15 protein-coding genes are annotated in these 17685 nt (G+C 58.9%); 9 read left to right on the top strand and 6 right to left on the bottom strand.

Annotated elements, in window-relative coordinates; genetic code table 11:
- Nucleotides 1-12 precede the first annotated feature (12 nt).
- The 3 genes from ACR0DL_RS05925 to ACR0DL_RS05915 are packed head-to-tail and all read right to left on the bottom strand — an operon-like array spanning nucleotide 13 to nucleotide 2110.
- Nucleotides 13-489 (bottom strand): CinA family protein, encoded by a 477-nt coding sequence (locus tag ACR0DL_RS05925; protein WP_480688058.1) that lies wholly within the window; start codon nucleotides 487-489, stop codon nucleotides 13-15.
- Nucleotides 486-983 (bottom strand): phosphatidylglycerophosphatase A family protein, encoded by a 498-nt coding sequence (locus ACR0DL_RS05920; protein ID WP_170348892.1) that lies wholly within the window; start codon nucleotides 981-983, stop codon nucleotides 486-488. The genes ACR0DL_RS05925 and ACR0DL_RS05920 overlap by 4 nt, the downstream gene beginning before the upstream one ends.
- Nucleotides 980-2110, bottom strand: a complete 1131-nt coding sequence (locus ACR0DL_RS05915; protein ID WP_480688056.1) for a bifunctional 2-C-methyl-D-erythritol 4-phosphate cytidylyltransferase/2-C-methyl-D-erythritol 2,4-cyclodiphosphate synthase — start codon at nucleotides 2108-2110, stop codon at nucleotides 980-982. The genes ACR0DL_RS05920 and ACR0DL_RS05915 overlap by 4 nt, the downstream gene beginning before the upstream one ends.
- 184 nt (nucleotides 2111-2294) lie before the next feature.
- On the opposite strand from ACR0DL_RS05915, the gene dusB reads away from it, so the two are divergent.
- The 5 genes from dusB (at nucleotide 2295) to ntrX (ending at nucleotide 9521) form a co-directional block, all read left to right on the top strand.
- The gene (dusB, locus tag ACR0DL_RS05910; RefSeq protein WP_226688378.1) at nucleotides 2295-3278 is read left to right on the top strand and encodes a tRNA dihydrouridine synthase DusB; all 984 of its coding nucleotides are present in this window, start codon (nucleotides 2295-2297) and stop codon (nucleotides 3276-3278) included.
- Nucleotides 3275-4342 carry a two-component system sensor histidine kinase NtrB gene (locus ACR0DL_RS05905; protein ID WP_170348889.1) on the top strand — a complete coding sequence of 356 codons (1068 nt, stop codon included), beginning with the start codon at nucleotides 3275-3277 and terminating at the stop codon, nucleotides 4340-4342. The genes dusB and ACR0DL_RS05905 overlap by 4 nt, the downstream gene beginning before the upstream one ends.
- A 17-nt stretch (nucleotides 4343-4359) precedes the next feature.
- On the top strand, nucleotides 4360-5727 hold the full coding sequence (locus ACR0DL_RS05900) for a response regulator (RefSeq protein ID WP_170348888.1): 1368 nt from the start codon (nucleotides 4360-4362) through the stop codon (nucleotides 5725-5727).
- A gap of 99 nt (nucleotides 5728-5826) precedes the next feature.
- Nucleotides 5827-8115 (top strand): sensor histidine kinase NtrY-like, encoded by a 2289-nt coding sequence (locus tag ACR0DL_RS05895; RefSeq protein ID WP_480688054.1) that lies wholly within the window; start codon nucleotides 5827-5829, stop codon nucleotides 8113-8115.
- A complete protein-coding gene (gene ntrX / locus ACR0DL_RS05890) occupies nucleotides 8112-9521 on the top strand; it encodes a nitrogen assimilation response regulator NtrX (RefSeq protein ID WP_170348886.1) in 1410 nt (469 codons plus the stop codon). Before ACR0DL_RS05895 ends, ntrX begins: the two co-directional genes overlap by 4 nt.
- Before the next feature lie 12 nt (nucleotides 9522-9533).
- Here ntrX and ACR0DL_RS05885 read toward each other — a convergent pair whose 3' ends face one another.
- Nucleotides 9534-10016 (bottom strand): hypothetical protein, encoded by a 483-nt coding sequence (locus ACR0DL_RS05885; protein WP_480688052.1) that lies wholly within the window; start codon nucleotides 10014-10016, stop codon nucleotides 9534-9536.
- A gap of 96 nt (nucleotides 10017-10112) precedes the next feature.
- On the opposite strand from ACR0DL_RS05885, the gene trkA reads away from it, so the two are divergent.
- The 4 genes from trkA (at nucleotide 10113) to hflX (ending at nucleotide 14662) form a co-directional block, all read left to right on the top strand.
- Nucleotides 10113-11489, top strand: a complete 1377-nt coding sequence (trkA, locus tag ACR0DL_RS05880) for a Trk system potassium transporter TrkA (protein WP_170375566.1) — start codon at nucleotides 10113-10115, stop codon at nucleotides 11487-11489.
- On the top strand, nucleotides 11489-13027 hold the full coding sequence (locus ACR0DL_RS05875; protein WP_170348883.1) for a TrkH family potassium uptake protein: 1539 nt from the start codon (nucleotides 11489-11491) through the stop codon (nucleotides 13025-13027). The genes trkA and ACR0DL_RS05875 overlap by 1 nt, the downstream gene beginning before the upstream one ends.
- 124 nt (nucleotides 13028-13151) lie before the next feature.
- Nucleotides 13152-13391 carry an RNA chaperone Hfq gene (gene hfq, locus ACR0DL_RS05870; protein ID WP_010440340.1) on the top strand — a complete coding sequence of 80 codons (240 nt, stop codon included), beginning with the start codon at nucleotides 13152-13154 and terminating at the stop codon, nucleotides 13389-13391.
- Nucleotides 13391-14662: a GTPase HflX gene (gene hflX, locus ACR0DL_RS05865; protein WP_170410077.1), complete on the top strand. Its 1272-nt coding sequence runs from the start codon at nucleotides 13391-13393 to the stop codon at nucleotides 14660-14662. Before hfq ends, hflX begins: the two co-directional genes overlap by 1 nt.
- Nucleotides 14663-14665: 3 nt before the next feature.
- Here hflX and ACR0DL_RS05860 read toward each other — a convergent pair whose 3' ends face one another.
- Both ACR0DL_RS05860 and ACR0DL_RS05855 read right to left on the bottom strand, forming a co-directional pair.
- Complete coding sequence (locus ACR0DL_RS05860) at nucleotides 14666-15061, bottom strand: SgcJ/EcaC family oxidoreductase (protein WP_170348881.1); 396 nt, start codon at nucleotides 15059-15061, stop codon at nucleotides 14666-14668.
- Nucleotides 15062-15169: 108 nt separating this feature from the next.
- The gene (locus ACR0DL_RS05855; RefSeq protein ID WP_480688049.1) at nucleotides 15170-17632 is read right to left on the bottom strand and encodes a penicillin acylase family protein; all 2463 of its coding nucleotides are present in this window, start codon (nucleotides 17630-17632) and stop codon (nucleotides 15170-15172) included.
- Nucleotides 17633-17685: the final 53 nt, after the last annotated feature.

Genomic DNA, 17685 nt, shown 5'->3' with positions numbered 1-17685 from the left:
TTTGGCGCCACATTAAGAAGACGCGACAAGCCCTTGTGCTAGCAGTGCCAAAGCATGATCTCTCGCGGCCACGCGCACGTTGTCCCGACCCAATGCACCAAATTCGACGGTCTCGGTCAGCGTAGGATGGCCTTTCGCGGCCAACCCAAAACAAACCCGGCCTTCGGGTTTGAATTCAGAACCGCCGGGGCCCGCGATACCGGTTACGGAAACCGCCAATTGCGCGTCGGAGTGCGCCAGGGCACCTTCCGCCATTTCACCCGCAACCGGTTCCGAAACCGCCCCATGAGCGACCAGTGTTTCGCCCTGAACCCCCAGCATTTGCTGTTTCGCGGTGTTCGTGTAGGTGACAAACCCACGCTCGACTACGGCTGAACTGCCGGGGATATCGGTCAGCGCCGCCGCCACCATACCGCCGGTACAACTTTCGGCGGTGGCGATCATCACGCCCTTTGACTTGGCGCGGTCGAGGATTTCGGCAACGGTCACAGGCCCAGAACTCCGTGCGAGATACCGGCGAGGATCAGAACTCCGACCCCGGCGAGGATACCGGCAATGACATCGTCCAGCATGACACCCATTGCGTCGTCGCGCCGGTCGGCCCAGCCAACAGGGCCCGGTTTGGTGATGTCGAACAAGCGGAACAGCACGAAGCCGGCAATCCAGCCCGGCCAAAGTGCCGTGATTTCAATCCCGTGTGCCCAGGAGGGATAAGAAATTGCCCAAAGCGCGATGAACTGCCCTGCGACCTCGTCGATGACAATCTCGGACGGATCGTGATTGTCCTGACCCGCTGTCATCACGCGTGTGGCCCAGAGACCGCCAAAGAACGCGGCCAGTGTGGCGATCACCAACAGCGGAAAGCCACCCAGCGTGTGCAGAACCCACGCCAGCGGCAGGGCGGCCAGTGACCCCCATGTGCCGGGCGCAGGTCGCAGATAGCCCACGCCGCAGACGGTTCCGATCAGTTGCGCGGCAGTCATGATTTCACCAGACAAGCTGTGGCGAGTGAGGCAATCCCCTCGCTTCGGCCAGTGAACCCCAGCCGTTCCGACGTCGTTGCTTTGACCGAGACCTGATCCGCGCTCAGGTCCATGATCCGTGCCATCTCGTTGCGCATGGCAGGCGCATGGGGGCCGATTTTGGGGTATTCGCAGACCAGTGTGCAGTCGACGTTCGAGATTTTGTAGCCCATCTGCCCGGCCAGTTCGACCGCATGGCGTAGGAAAATCTCGCTGGCAGCACCCTTCCATTGCGGGTCTGAGGGGGGGAAGTGCTGGCCAATGTCGCCCTGCACCAACGCGCCATAGATGGCGTCAGTGACGGCGTGCATGCCCACATCCGCGTCTGAATGACCTTGCAGGCCGCGATCATGCGGCACCTTCACACCACACAGGATCACGTGATCCCCGTCGCCAAACCGATGCACGTCATACCCGTTGCCCAGCCTTACATCCATATCCGTTCCCAATATGCGTTCCGCCCGGGCAAAATCCTCGGGTCGTGTGATTTTGATGTTATCCGCATTGCCCGGCACGATGGCCACGTCCAGCCCGGCGGCACGGGCGACCTCGACATCGTCGGCAGCGCCTCCAGGGTGGGCCGCGTGGGCCGAGGCGATGGCGTCATAGTGAAAACCCTGCGGCGTTTGCGCAGCGAACAGCCCGGTCCGGTCCTGAGTTCCCGTCACGATAGAACCGTCTCCGGTCCAGAGCGCATCAGTGACCGTCAACCCCGGCGCGGCAGCAGGGTGGGTTTCCAGTGCTTCCAGAACCTGTTGAATGGTCTGAAGGTCAACACAAGGCCGCGCTACGTCATGGATAAGAACGCGATGCACCCCATAGGGCAAAAGCGCATCAAGTCCGTTGCGCACCGATCCGGCCCGGTCACTACCGCCCTTGGCAAGGATCAGATCAGAGTTTTCGAACTCGGCCCATGCGTCCCTGTCATCTTCGGACAAGACAAGCACGATCTGGTCGACTTGCCCTTGAAATTGATCAATCGTCCAATCCGCAACGCGGCGCCCTGCCAATGGGCGCCACTGCTTTGGTGTTCCCCCTCCGGCGCGCAAGCCGCGTCCTGCGGCGACGATGATGGCGGCGGTGGTCATGGGGGCGTTCTCTCCGATGGTTTGAGGCAATCTTTAGGGTGCGGTGAATGCAGAGGCAATCACCCACGTAAAGTTGCCTAAAAAATAGGCATATGATGATTTAGCGGGCTTGAAGGTCGCCGTTTTGTTGTTCATATGCGCTCAATTCGATATCAAAGCCGCAACTGCCCAAGGATTAAGCACGTTGACTCTGCTCCTCGCTGACAAAGCCCTGAACCCGCCGGTCTTGCTGGCACCGATGGCCGGAATCACCGACCGTCCGTTTCGCGATCTAGTGATGCGTTTTGGCGCGGGCATGGTCGTGAGCGAAATGGTCGCCAGCCAGGAGATGGTTCAGGCCAAGCCTGGCGTGCGGGAGCGGGCCGAACTTTCGGCAGATGTTGAGAACACCGCCGTTCAACTGGCGGGGCGTGAAGCGCATTGGATGGCCGAAGCCGCCAGGCAGGTGGCCGATCGCGGGGCGCGGGTGATCGACATCAACATGGGCTGCCCGGCCAAGAAGGTGACGAACGGTTATTCTGGGTCAGCCTTGTTAAAGACGCCGGATCACGCACTGACATTGATCGAGGCGGTTGTCGAAGCCGTTAATGTTCCGGTGACTCTGAAAACCCGACTGGGCTGGGACGACAACCTGCTGAATGCGCCCGACGTGGCGAGACGAGCCCAGGATGCGGGTATTTGTATGGTCACGATCCATGGCCGTACGCGTTGTCAGTTCTACAAGGGCAGTGCCGATTGGCGGGCGATCCGCGCGGTGAAGCAGGCGGTGTCGATCCCGGTTATCGCGAACGGGGATATCGTGGATACGGACGCCGCGCGTGTTGCGCTGGATCAATCCGGCGCGGATGGAGTGATGGTCGGACGTGGGGCGCAGGGCAAGCCGTGGTTGCTGGCGCAGATTTGTCATGATCTCTATGGCGCAGCCGCGCCGGAAGTTCCGGCGGGTGACGACCTGATCGAAATGGTACGTGCGCATTATCAGGCGATGCTTGGGTTCTACGGGTCCGATCTGGGCCTGCGCGTCGCGCGCAAGCATCTGGGCTGGTACATGGATGAGGCCGGCACACCCGCCACCCTGCGCCGTTCCGTTCTGACTGCGCGCGATACCGACGAGGTGTTACGCCTGCTGGGTGATGCGCTGAACACAGATGCAGAGGCGGCGGCATGACCTCGGATCAGGATATTTGGACCTCGCTGCCGGTTCCCGCTTTCATCATCAACGCCGAAGACCGGATTGCCGATGTGAATTCGGCTGGCGAAGGGTTTCTGAACGCATCGCGCAAAGCTGTTGTCGGGCATCCGGTCTGGGATCAGATTGCCGTGGATGCCCCGCTGGAAGAAGCGTTTGAACGCGCGCGTGAACATGGCACGCCGTTGTTCGTGAACGATGTGGATGCAGGGTCGGGCAACCGGGCCCCGCTGCAATGCGCATTGCAGATTGCGCCTTTGGTCGGGCATCCCGGATCGATGATCATGATCATCTCACCGCGTGAGCTGGCCGGGCGAATGACCTTGGGCAATACGGTGAAATCCGCAGCGCAGTCCGCCATCGGCATGGCCGAGATGCTGGCGCATGAGATCAAGAATCCACTGGCCGGGATCACCGGCGCGGCGCAATTGCTCAGCATGAATATCCCACCGCAAGACCTTGAACTAACGGATCTTATTGTCGCTGAAAGCCGCCGCATCGTTAAGTTGCTGGAACAGGTCGAGCAATTCGGAAACCTGCAACAACCTGATTTCAAACCGGTCAATGTTCATGACGTCCTCGACCGCGCGCGCCGGTCGGCGCTGCTGGGGTTTGGCGCGCATATGAAAATTATCGAGGATTACGACCCTTCGTTGCCGCTGGCCTACGGAGACCCGGATCAGTTCCTGCAGGTGGTGTTGAACCTGCTCAAGAACGCCTCGGAGGCCGCTGACCCCAAGGGCGGAACGATCCGCTTGCGCACCTATTTCGAACACTCCTTCCGGCTGCGACGCAATGACGGGTCGGGACATTCTCTGCCGCTGCAGATCGAAATTATCGACGATGGCCCGGGTCTGCCCGAGAAGATCCGTGGGGATATTTTTGATCCCTTCGTTTCAGGCAAGGAAAACGGCACCGGCCTTGGGCTGGCGCTGGTCAGCAAGATCATCTCGGACCATGACGGCTGGATTTCTGCCGACTCGGTACCGGGCCGCACGGTGTTCCGCATCTCGCTGAGGCGGGCACCAAAAGACGCAATGTAAAACAAGGAGAGCACCCGATGGATGGTACAGTACTGGTTGCAGATGACGACCGCACGATCCGCACTGTTCTGACGCAGGCCCTGACGCGGGCAGGGTGCAAAGTTCATGCGACCTCGTCGCTGACCACGTTGATGCGCTGGGTTGGCGAAGGCAAAGGCGACGTCGTGATCTCAGACGTGGTCATGCCGGACGGTAACGGGTTGGAGATGCTGCCGAAAATTTCGCAGGACCGTCCCGGTTTACCGGTCATCGTGATCTCGGCCCAGAACACGATCATGACGGCGATTCAAGCGGCTGAGGCGGATGCCTATGACTACTTGCCCAAGCCCTTCGATCTACCCGATCTGATGAAGCGGACCGCTCGGGCGCTTGAGCAGAAGCAACATGTGCAGACCGAAGCGATCGAAGTTTCCGAAGATCGCCCCGAAGAACTGCCCCTTGTTGGGCGTACACCAGTGATGCAGGCGCTGTACCGGTTGGTCGCCCGGGTGATGAATACCGATTTGTCGGTGATGATATCTGGGGATAGTGGCACAGGTAAATCATTGATTGCACGCGCTATTCATGATTTCTCGGATCGGCGCACATTGCCGTTTTTAACCGCCACTGCGGCGGACCTGCGCGATCTGGAAGGGCCCGCACGCATCATGGCGCGCGTACGTGGCGGCACACTGTTGATCGATGAGATTGCTGATATCGAAGACGAATTGCAGGCACGCATCGTGCGTATGATGGATGCGCCCGGTGATCACGTTCCGCGCTTCATGGCCACCAGCCAGTCGGACCTGACCGAAGCGATGGAGAATGGGCGGGTGCGCCAAGATCTGTATTATCGCCTGTGCGGCGCAACGGTGCATGTGCCCGCCTTACGCGAGCGGGTGGACGACATCATCTTGTTGGCCGATCACTTTCTGGCGCGCGAAGAGCGTGAGCATGGCGCCAAACGCTGGCTCAGCCCTGATGCTGTAGAGCTGTTTCGACGTTATTCGTGGCCGGGCAATGTGCGGCAGCTGGAAAACGCCGTGCGCCGTCTGAGCCTGACCAGCCGCACCGACGAGATTACCAAATCTGAGGTCGAAATGGTTCTGGGCAGCCAGCCCGAGGCCGAACCGATTCTGGGCGATGGTGAACGTGAGAAATTATCGGCCTCAGTTGCCCGTCATTTGCGCCGATATTTCGACCTTCACGGAAATCTCTTACCGCCTCCGGGCCTGTATCAGCGGATTTTGCGCGAGGTCGAGGCGCCATTGATAGAACAGGCTTTGGACGCAACCGGCGGAAATCAGGCGAAATGTGCGGATCTGCTGGGGATTAACCGGAATACGTTGCGGAAAAAGATTACAGATCTCGATATTCAGGTGACACGTCGACGCAAACTGATGTAATATCGCCACACAAATCGTGGCATCTGGGTTCTCACCCGGCAAGGACCACGACATATGGCGGTACGTCGCGCAAGCGACACATCAGGATGAGGGCAGACGGTGGCAACCCGGGCACAGAGCGGGCCGATTCCAGCGATAAATCGGTGGCGGAAATCCCGAAAACTGCGCAATTTCGGCACTTTGGGGCTGGTTCTTCTGGGCCCTGCGCTGGCGTTGTCGACCTATCTTGTCATCGGTCCTTTTGATCTGGGGGCAACGGCCCCAACGCTGCGCCTGATCCTTCTGGCAGATTTGGTTTATGTGCTGGTCGTGGCCGCCCTTGTTTTGGGACAGGTATTCAACCTGATCGCGGCGCGCCGGGCGAAATCTGCGGGCTCCCGTCTACACCTTCGATTGATTGGCGCATTCACGCTGTTGGCTCTGGTACCGACTGTCACCGTTGCGATCTTTGCGGGGTTGACGGTGAATATCGGTCTGGAAGGGTGGTTTTCGGATCGCGTACGTCAGGTGGTGGGCTCGTCCCTGACCGCGGCTGAAGCATATGAGTTGGAACACCGGCAGGGTCTGACACAGGACGCAACCATTCTTGCGCGGTACCTGGATAATGCGCGTAACCGTGACTTTTACATTTCGGACGCGGAGCTGCGCGAAGTTCTTGCGCAAGGACAAGCGCAGATTCAACGTGGTCTGCGCGAGGCGTATGTCATTGATGGTATTGGCGAAATCAAGTCGCGCGGGGATCGTTCTTATCTATTCGATTTCGAGGCCCCTACACCTGAACAAATGATTCAGGCCACGGATGACGGCGTCCTAATCATCGCCGATTGGCAAAATAATGAATTCCGCGCGCTTGTTCCATTGCAGGCTTATCTGGACCGGTATCTGTATGTCAGCCGCGAGGTGGATGGACAGCTATTGACGCTGCTGGACGATACCAAGGAAACGGCGCAATTCTACCAACAGTTGGAAAGCGAACGGGGCAGGGTGCTGTTCGAATTCGGACTGCTGTATCTGGGCTTTGCAGTGATCCTTATTCTGGCGGCCATGTCGCTGGGCATGTGGTTTGCCGAACGCCTCTCGCGCCCGGTGGGTCGATTGACCACGGCTGCTCAACGCGTTGGTGCGGGTGATCTGAGTGTGCAGGTGATCGAAGAGGCCAACGATGATGAAATTGCAATGTTAGGCCGTTATTTCAATCAGATGACGCGACAACTTAAAGGGCAGCGCGACACGTTGCTTGAGAATACCCGCCAGATTGAACGCCGTCGGCGCTTGTTCGATTCTGTGCTTAGCTCGGTGACTTCGGGCGTGGTTGGCGTTGACCCAGATGGCTGCGTGACATTCGTGAACCGTTCGGCTGAGCGGTTGCTGGACTGGACGCGCGTGGATGAGCAGCTTGCCATCGGAATTGCGGTGCCGGAGTTCCTACCGCTGTTTGAAAGCCTAAAGGAAAGTGGGCAAGAGGCCGTGCAGGGTGAGATCAAGGTCACCCGCAAAGGTCAACTTGAAAACCTGCTGGTCCGCATGGCGACCCGCCGTGGCGAAGATGGCGGGCTTGAGGGTTATGTGGTTGCTTTCGATGATGTGACCGATCTGGTCAGTGCGCAGCGGATGGCCGCTTGGGGCGACGTCGCGCGGCGGATCGCGCACGAGATCAAGAACCCGCTGACGCCAATCCAGCTGAGCGCGGAACGGATTAAACGCAAATTCGCACGCAAGTTGGATGAAGAGGATTGCGATAGCCTTGAATCTATGACCGACGTTATCGTGCGGCAGACAAATGATCTTCGGCGGATCGTGGACGAGTTTTCGAAATTCGCACGGATGCCGGAACCAGACAGGCGTGAAGAAGACGTCGTCGGACTAGTGCGCGAGGCGGTGCTGTTGCAGCAGGCCGGGCAGCCGGACGTGCAGATCGATGCGACGCTGCCGGATCAACCGATATTGACGGATGTGGACGCCACGATGCTGAATCAGGCTCTGACTAATCTGATCAAGAATGCCGGTGAGGCCATTGAATCACTAAAACAAAAAGGCCCACCAGATAACCTGAAGCCACAGATAAAGGTGGACGTGATCAGCGATGACGCGGGTACGGTGATTACCATCGCTGACAACGGCATCGGACTGCCCGAAGACCGGGCGCGACTGTTCGAGCCGTATGTGACCACAAGGGACGAGGGCACAGGTTTGGGCCTGCCCATCGTCAGAAAGATTATCGAAGAACATGGCGGGGCGCTCACTCTGGAAGATGCACCCGTCTTTGACGGACAGGACCATTTTGGTGCGATGGCCGTGATCCGTTTACCGGGGGGAAATCTCTCTCCGACCGCAGCGCCACAGAAGCAGGCAATTCATACAAACAAACTGAAAGCAGGCCAAAGATGAGTGACATTCTGATCGTAGATGACGAACGCGATATTCGCGAGCTGGTGTCCGACATTCTGGAGGATGAAGGCTATTCAACCCGGCTGGCTGGCAACTCGGACGAGTGCATGGCCGAAATCAATTCTGAACCGCCGGGGCTGTTGATACTGGATATCTGGCTGAAAGACAGCCGCATGGACGGGATCGACATTCTGAAGGCGGTGAAACGCGACAACCCCGACGTGCCGGTGGTGATTATTTCCGGCCATGGAAACATTGAAATTGCCGTGGCGGCGATCAAGCAAGGGGCGTATGACTTTATCGAAAAGCCCTTTAATATCGACCAGTTGATGGTGGTGATCCGACGCGCCATGGAAACCTCGCGCCTGCGTCGCGAGAATGCCTCGTTGAAGCGCAAAGAGGTCACCAATTCGGATATGATCGGCAAGTCCGCGTCTTTCCGCGCGATGCAAAGCCAGTTGGACAAGGTGACCAAGTCGAACGGTCGTGTGATGCTGAGCGGCCCTGCCGGATCGGGCAAGGAAATCGCTGCGCGATATATCCACGCGCATTCCAACCGCGCCAATGCGCCCTTTGTGACCGTGAACTGCGCCGGGGTTGAACCTGAGCGTGTGGAAGAAGTTCTGTTTGGCCGCGAATCCTCGGAACGCGGCATCGAGCCCGGCCTGTTGGAAGAGGCCCATGGCGGTGTGGTCTATTTCGACGAGGTGGCCGATATGCCGATGGGCACGCAGTCCAAGATATTGCGTGTGCTAGTCGATCAGCAATTCCAACGTGTTGGCGGATCGGACAAGGTGCGGGTTGATCTGCGGGTAATCTCATCAACCAACCGCGATCTTGAAACGGAAATCGCCGCCGATCGGTTCCGCGAAGAATTGTATCACCGCCTGAACGTGGTGCCGATTGCGGTGCCGTCGCTGGAAGAACGGCGCGAGGATATCCCGGTTCTGGCGCAGCATTTCATTGAGATGTGTAATGAAACGCAGGGGCTCGCGATGCGTGAGATCTCGGAAGAGGCGGTGGCGCTGTTACAGACCATGACCTGGCCAGGTAATGTGCGGCAGCTCAAGAACCTGATTGAACGCGTGCTGATCCTGGGGGACGATTCTGGCCCGATCGAGGCCAAGGAATTGCCCGCCGAAGAAGAAAAGACCGACGACTCGGGTCGTGTGGTGCTATCGGGTGCGCTGGCAACCTTGCCCCTGCGCGAAGCCCGCGAGGCGTTCGAGCGGGAATACCTGCTGACCCAGATCAATCGCTTTGGCGGCAATATTAGCCGTACCGCCAGCTTTGTCGGGATGGAGCGCAGCGCGCTGCACCGCAAACTAAAATCGCTGGGGGTTGTGACCTCGAACAAATCGGGCGCGCGAGTGGCACAACTGGACGAACCGGAGCCGGCGGAATAATCCGCCGGGCCGTTACCCCGCCTGACCGGGATCGATGATCTGGAACGACCCGTTGTCGAATTTCACATAGCACGATTGGGTGCCTATCGGTGGCAATGTCGTGGTGGCCATGGCGGGCACCCGTGATTTCACGTTCTGCTTGCAAGGCGGCAGGCTGATCGGGCGAAACCCTTTTTTGGCCATGCACTGGGCCTCGACCTGATTGCGCAATCCTTGATTTGCATCGACGCTGTAGACCTGACCGGGCTGCCACCAGCCGGGCGAGCGGTAACAGCGCCCCCGCCCATCACAATAGGTGCGCCCGGGCCAATACGTGGGCGGGCTTTGACGTATCTGAGTGGCCACCGGAACCTCTTCCAGCGCCTTAACCTGACATTGAGTGGTCTCGGCTTGAAGGCGCGTAACGCTCTCACCTTCACGATAATACAGTGAAAGGGGGCCTTCGCATGCGGACAGGACCATCAATGGAATAATCAAACGAAGTACTGATTTCATAGGCTTATCTTGCCTTAGCTTTGCCGGTATGACAATTCAATTGACCGCTTTGGGGGCATCTGTCATTCAAAGATTTCAGGCAGAAGGGCCAAAAACATGAAGGTCATCATTTGCGGTGCGGGTCAGGTCGGCTGGCAGATTGCACGGCACCTTTCGGGCGAGCTGAACGATGTGACGGTGGTGGACAACAACCCTGACCTGGTGCGTCGCGCGACCGAAACGCTGGATGTGCAGGGGATTGCAGGGTTTGCCAGTTATCCGGACGTGCTGGAGAGGGCAGGCGCCCGTGACGCCGACATGATCATTGCCGCGACCCATTCGGATGAGGTGAATATGGTCACCTGTCAGATGGCGCACTCCATTTTCTCGATCCAGCGCAAGATCGCGCGCTTGCGCTCGAAATCCTATCTTCAGGCCATCCACTCGGACCTGTTTCGTCGCGATCACCTGCCCATCGACGTGGTGATCAGCCCTGAGCGCGAGGTGGCCGCCGCCGCCATGCGCCGCCTGTCCGCACCTTCGGCCTTTGACACGGAAATGTTCATGGATGGTAAAGCCCAATTGCTGGGCATCCGCATCGAAGAAGATTGTCCCATCGTCAATACGCCGCTACGGCAACTGACAGATCTGTTTTCAACACTTAGCTCTATTGTCGTGGGGGTTCGGCGCGACGGCAGCCTGTTTGCCCCGGAATCCGAGGACCAGTTGTTCGTTGGCGATGAATGTTATGTCTTCAGCAATGTTCAGGACGTTGACCGCACGATGGAGGTCTTTGGCAAGACCCAAAAGAAACAGGACCGCGTCGTGATCGTCGGTGGCGGTAACGTCGGGCTTGAGGTCGCGCGCACGCTGGAAGAGCGTGAAAGCCGAGTGCGCGCCAAAATCATCGAACGGGATCGCAGCTGCGCCGAACATGCTGCTGAAGCATTGGAACGAACGATTGTTCTGAATGGCGACGGGCTGGATGCTGCACTGTTGCGCGAGGCGGGCATCGAACGGGCCGATGCGATGCTGGCGGTTACCGATGATGACCGGGCCAACATGCTGGCCGCGGTGCGCGCCAAAGCCGAAGGATGTGCCCTGGCGATTGCGTTGATCAATGACCCCACTATGGTGGCGCTGATGGGCCCGCTGGGGATCGATGCCTATATCAACCCGCGCGCAACGACCGTCAGCTCAATCCTGCGCCACATTCGCCACGGGCGGGTGCGGCAGGTCTATTCCATTGGGGATGCCGAGGCCGAGGTGATCGAGGCCGAGGTGCTGTCGACCTCGCCGCTGGCCGGGCAAAAACTGCGCGACATTGATTTCCCCGAAGGCGTTCTGGTGGGTGCCGTACGCAAGGGGGATGAGGTGCTGCGCCCCACTGGCAGTCTGCGGATCGAGGAAAAAGATGTCGTGGCGATCTTTGCCATGGCTAAGGATGTGCCCGAGGTCGAGCGGTTGCTGCAGGTTTCGATCGATTTCTTCTGATGATGCGCGCGCGAACACAGCAGATCGGTTTGGTGCGGCGCTTGCCGCTGTTCCTGCTGATCTGGGCGGTGTTTTCGCTGTCGATGTGGGTGCCGGCGATCTATGCGCTGGCGCTGGATGATCATGACACGTCGCGGTCGTTCTTCTATTCCGGTTTGTTAGGGCTGTTCGTGGTGGCCTCGGTCGGGTTGGCGTCATCGAACCGGGTGCCGCGAAGGGGCACGTTGGGGCAGTTGGCCGTGTTGTTGGGGTGTTTTACGGTACTGCCCTTGTTTCTTGCCATTCCGCTGCACGATGCGTTGGGCAATACCACTTTCTTGAACGCCTATTTCGACATGGTCAGTGCGCTGACAACCACGGGCGCTGACATTTTCCCAGACCCTGATCGCCTTACGGCCCCGCTGCACCTTTGGCGGGCGTTAGTGGGTTGGATGGGCGGCTTGCTGATGTGGATTTCGGCTGCCGCGATTCTGGCACCGCTGTCGTTGGGCGGGTTCGAGGTTACCGCACGTGGGCAACCCGGCCGTCCGGTCTCTGGTGTTGCACAAAGTGAAAAGGTCGATCCGCGTGGACGATTGATCCGAGTGACTCGCACGCTGACGCCAGTTTATACAGGTCTGACGGCGGTGATCTGGCTGTTGCTGCTGATCGCAGGCGAGCAAGGACTGACCGCCATCTGTCATGCGATGTCCACAATGGCTACGTCCGGAATCTCTCCGGTCGGTGGGCTTGAGGGCGCACAGGCTGGTTTCACGGGCGAGGCGATCATATTCTTGTTCCTGTTCTTTGCCCTGTCCCGACTGACCTTTTCCACGGATACCGCCACCACTGGGTATTCGCGGCTGGACAAGGACCCAGAGTTTCGGATCGGTCTGCTGATCGTCATCGCCGTTGCAACTCTTTTGTTTTTTCGTGTGTGGGCGGGCGTCAATGAAATCGGCGGGACACTGAGCCCGATTGATGCGGTGTATGTGTTCTGGGGTATGGTGTTCACGGCACTGGCTTTCTTGACGACGGCCGGGTTCGAAAGCGCCAACTGGAATGACGCACAGCAATTGTCGGGGCTGGGGACGCCCGGCCTGATCCTTATGGGGCTGGCCCTGATCGGCGGGGGAGTCGCAACCACGGCGGGCGGCGTCAAACTGCTGCGGGTATTCGCTTTGTACCTGAACGGTGCGCGTGAGATTGACCGGCTGATTTACCCCTCATCGGTCAGCGGCGTAGGGGGTGGTAACCGACGCATTCAAAGTGACGGAGCCTTTATCGCCTGGATCTTTTTGATGATGTTCGCACTGACGGCCGCCTTGTTCAATCTGCTGCTGGCGATGATGGGGGCAGGGTTCGAACAGGCCATGGTCCTGACCGTTGCGGCGCTTAGCACGACGGGTCCGGTGATTGAACTGGCCACTGATATTCCCATCCGACTTGTGGACCTGTCACTTGGAGCCAAACTGACAATGTGTGCGGCAATGGTGATCGGGCGGCTGGAAACACTTGCGATCATTGCCCTGATTACGCCAACCCTTTGGCGCGATTAAGCTTCGGCATTCCAGAATTGACTGATTTTTCATCTGGAATATCTGTGCGCAGCACTCCATACTCCTGCGGAGGGAGCGCGTTGGTCCGCAGCGCGTAGCAAGAACAATGGCGAGATAATAAAATATGGCTTCGGACAGACAGAATCTGCAGGACGCGTTCCTGAACAATGTACGGAAAGCAAAGGTCCCGGTCACAATATTCCTGATCAACGGTGTGAAATTGCAGGGTGTGATCACCTGGTTCGATAATTTCTGTGTGCTGCTACGCCGCGACGGACAGTCGCAGCTGGTCTATAAGCATGCGATTTCGACCATCATGCCGTCGCAGCCGATCAGCCTGTATGAGGGCGAAGACGCCTCTTGATGGAACACGATAGGACGCGCACCCGGGCTTGGGTGCTGCATCCGGAAATCAAATCTGATGAACAGCGCCGCGTTCCCGAACCAGCGCTGGACGAGGCGGTGGCGCTGGCTGCCGCTTTGCCCGATTTGGATGTGATCGGGTCTGAAATTGTGCGCTTGCAACGCGCCCAGCCGGGGTTGCTGTTCGGCAGCGGCAAGATCGAGGAACTGGCCGAGCGGCTTCATGACAATGAAATCGAATTGGTTCTGATCGACGGGCCGGTTTCACCCGTGCAACAGCGCAACCTTGAGAAGGCTTGGAAGGTCAAAATCCTCGACCGAACCGGCTTGATCCTTGAGATTTTCAGCGACCGCGCCCGCACCCGTGAAGGTGTGTTGCAGGTCGAGATGGCGGCGCTCAGCTATCAACGAACGCGGCTGGTGCGGGCCTGGACACACTTGGAACGTCAGCGGGGCGGATTGGGGTTTGTGGGCGGTCCCGGTGAAACCCAGATCGAGGCCGACCGCCGTGCGATTGATGAACAACTGGTGCGTCTGCGGCGGCAGCTGCAAAAAGTTGTCAAAACCCGCACGCTGCACCGCGCTGCCCGTGCCAAGGTACCGTATCCGATTGTGGCCTTGGTGGGCTATACAAACGCCGGGAAATCCACACTGTTCAACCGTCTGACCGGGGCCGAGGTGATGGCCAAGGACATGCTGTTTGCCACGCTGGACCCGACCATGCGCCGCGTTGAGTTGCCCGACGGTCCTGAGGTGATCCTGTCGGACACGGTGGGTTTCATCTCGAACCTGCCGACGGAACTGGTCGCGGCTTTCCGGGCGACACTCGAAGAAGTTCTGGGCGCCGATATCGTTGTCCACGTACGCGACATCAGCCATGAGGAAACCGATGCACAGGCGCAGGATGTCGAGGCGATTTTGACCTCGCTGGGCGTCGACGAAGAACGCCCCCGGCTGGAGGTGTGGAATAAGATCGACTTACTGAATGACGACGAACGCGAGGCCGCGTTTAAACGAGCCAAACGTGATCCGTCGATATTCGCCATTTCGGCGGTAACCGGCGAAGGGGTAGACCCTCTGCTGGCCGAGATTGCAACCAAGCTGCAGGGTGCACGACACGAAGAGATACTTTCTTTGGGATTTGCCGAGGGCAACAGGCGCGCCTGGCTGTTTCGACAGGATGTCGTGCGGTCCGAAAAGCAGACCCAAGACGGGTTCGAAATCACTGTATTGTGGACGGACAGGCAGGCGGCGCAATTCGCCGGGATTTAGCAATCAACCCCCATCAATCTGACGCTGCATATCCTCGACGTCGAACCAGCCTTGCGAGGATAGAACTTTGTGGTCTTCGGTCAGATCCCATTCTTCCCAGCCCCGTGTGACGACGAGATTGCCGGTTTTGGTATGGTGGCCTTCGAAGGTCCAAACAAAGATAGCGTGGGGCCCAGCCCATCGCATCATATCGCAGCGTAGCTCAAGATCGGGAAAGTCTGATTGAAATCCACGGGCCATTTCGGCGATCGCGGCGCGGCCTTTCAACGGTTCAGCCCGGTTCATGGATATCTGCCCGTCGGCGGCAAAAAAGCTGGCGACCGCATTATGATCACCCGAACTCCAGGCGATTGCATAGTCGCGCGCAAGGTTGTTCAGCCTATCCCGAATACTCGCCATTTGTGCCCCCGGTCCCACATAATCCGCTGACAGATCGTATGCGAAAACGGCACTCGGCGTCCACGGGGGCGGGTAGCAGGGGGCAAGGTCTTGCCGAAACAGCGGAATTCAGCGCGGGATCAGGTTGGTCACTCCGACGGCCGCAGCGCGCGCCAAATCCAGGTCCAGTGACATCGGGATATACTCGCCTCGCCGCCATAGCTGAGCCTGATCATCATAATAGCGCGACAGGAAATGGCCCGACTGGCCGGTTGCCGTAATAAACACCGAGCTGTCCGGGTCCGCAAAGTCATAAACACCGCGATAACCTGCTCCATGTACGTTCTGAAACGGGTCCTTGCCCTCGCCCGAGGTACGCCCGCGTAGCAGGGTGTTGTCGCCGCCGCTGGTAGATTGCCGGATATTGACGAAGAACCGCAAAACCGGAACCGAGCCCAGTACCGGGTGATCGTGTGTTGCCTGATGCGCATCGCCCCAGCGCAGGGATTGCAGTGCGGTTCCATAGTTTTCGGCGATCCAGATCAGCGCATCGTCCAGCGCCAGCCGCGCCATGTCGGTGCAGGTCTCAGAGGGGGCACTTTGGCGTACGTCACACCAGACCGACGCGCCATCGATGTCGCGGTAGACGCGCTCGATGAACAGCGGCTCGACATGTTTGTATTCGGCGGCCAGTGGGCCCAGCTCGTCCGAGATTAGACGTATTTGCAGCGCCCTTAGCCACGCGGCATAGATCAGCGGTTCGGGCAGGTGCTCGTTCATCTCACCGTTCCATTCGGCCAGCAAGGACAGGGCGATCTGGCGCTGACGTTCCGGGGTGCCTTCGGGGGCGGATGCGCCGGTAAACCAAAGATCCGCGCCGATCAGCGGCAGCAATGAGCGGGCGGTAAAGCTGACGGTATCCAGTTGTGCCTCGATAAAGCTGTCGCGCGTGTGAACCTCGCGCGATTGCATCAGGCGTTCCCAGCGATGAACGCGCTGGGTGTCGCCCCATTCATACGAGACATGCAAGGGGAAGGGGCGGTCGATGATCTTGTTGTTTGTGTTGCCCAGAATACCACCTGCGGGGGCCACGAATTCGGGATTGTCGGCATAGGGCAGGCGACCTTGCCAGAGGTTTTCGGCCAGCCAACCGGGTGTTGGGATGCGGCCACGGCTTTGGTTGCGCAGGTCGCGTTTGGGCATTGCGCCAATCAATTTCAGACCAATCGTGTCCTTGTCGACCAGCGACAGGTTTTGCGAGGGCGAAATGAACAACTCGCCCACATCAATGGCCTCGCGAACAGTGTCGGCATTCATCAGGGCCATAGACGCCGTCATCGACGTGTCGCGCGGGCTAAGCGCCGTCCAAGACAACGAGGCGACATGACCCGGAGGCGTGATCGTATCCAGATTGTAATGACTTCCAGGCAGGACCGGGCCATTTTCCGTCCAACGCAGGGTCAGGGTGATGGGGGTCTCGTCCTTGATCTCGATAATCGAGGGGCGGGTGCGGAACTTTTTGAAGCCATCCGGCGACAGATATTCCTCGGTGTTGTCGGGGTTCAACTGCTCGATATGTACGTCCTGATCGTCCAGGTAGGACGACGTCAGACCCCAGCCTAAACGATCGCTGCGCCCGGTCATGATGGCAGGAACACCGGGAATAGTTGCACCAATCACGCCACCTTTGGCCAACTCCAGCCGCGCCAGATACCAGACACCGGGGGCAGTGAACCCTAGATGCGGGTCATTGGCCAACAACGTTCCCCCACTGGCCGAGCGTGAGGGCGCGGCGGTCCAGGCATTGGACGCTCCGGCCAATCCTCGTTTCGGAAAAGGCGACAGCGGCGTGTCGGGCATAGGTGTGCCGCGGGCGTAACGGGGCAGCCCTGGAAACAAAGCGGCATATTCTGGCAGGGCAGCAATACCGGCCCCCGGCACATTCGGCAGGATATCGGTCAACCGCGCCGGATCGTTCAGCATTAATGAAGTACGGGCACGCAGCACTTCGTCCTCAAGATGGCCGGACAGTTGCAGACCCATCAGCTTGATCACCGCAATGCTATCGCCCGGTTGCCAGGGCGAAACGGGCGCGTTGAACAAAAACATCTCGGGCGCACCACGGCCAAGAGCGGCTTCGTTGATCTCATCCAGCCGCGCGTTTACCCCAGCGGCATAGGCGCGTAAGGCGGTTTTGGTGTAATCGTCCTGCGCCTCGACCGAGCGGTGGGCCAGACCGTAAAGGTCCAGTCGGCGCAGCAGCTTGTCGACGTGGACGGTACGCGCGCCGAAAATTTCCGACAGGCGCCCCTGGGCGGTTCGGCGCATGACCGTCATCTGCCACAGACGGTCCTGCGCATGGGCATAGCCCAGACCGAAGAACACATCCGGGTCATTTTCGGCCAGGACATGAGGGACATTGGCGGTATCGCGGATGATCTCGACCGGGGCGTTCAGCCCCCGAACCTCGACCGTCTGATCGTAATCCGGCAGGGACTGGCTCGCCAGGAAATACACCAATGCCACAGCGGCCAAAGCCAGTAGGACCAGACCCGTTGTAATGCGTACGAGCCAGCGAAAAACAAATCCCATCTGCGGCCTACAATCCTGATCCTATTCCGATTGAGGTCAGACTAGATGATGGC

The organism is Ruegeria sp. BB5 (assembly GCF_056539405.1).
Note: the sequence above shows the minus strand (reverse complement) of the source record. Positions and strands in the feature narration are given on the sequence as shown.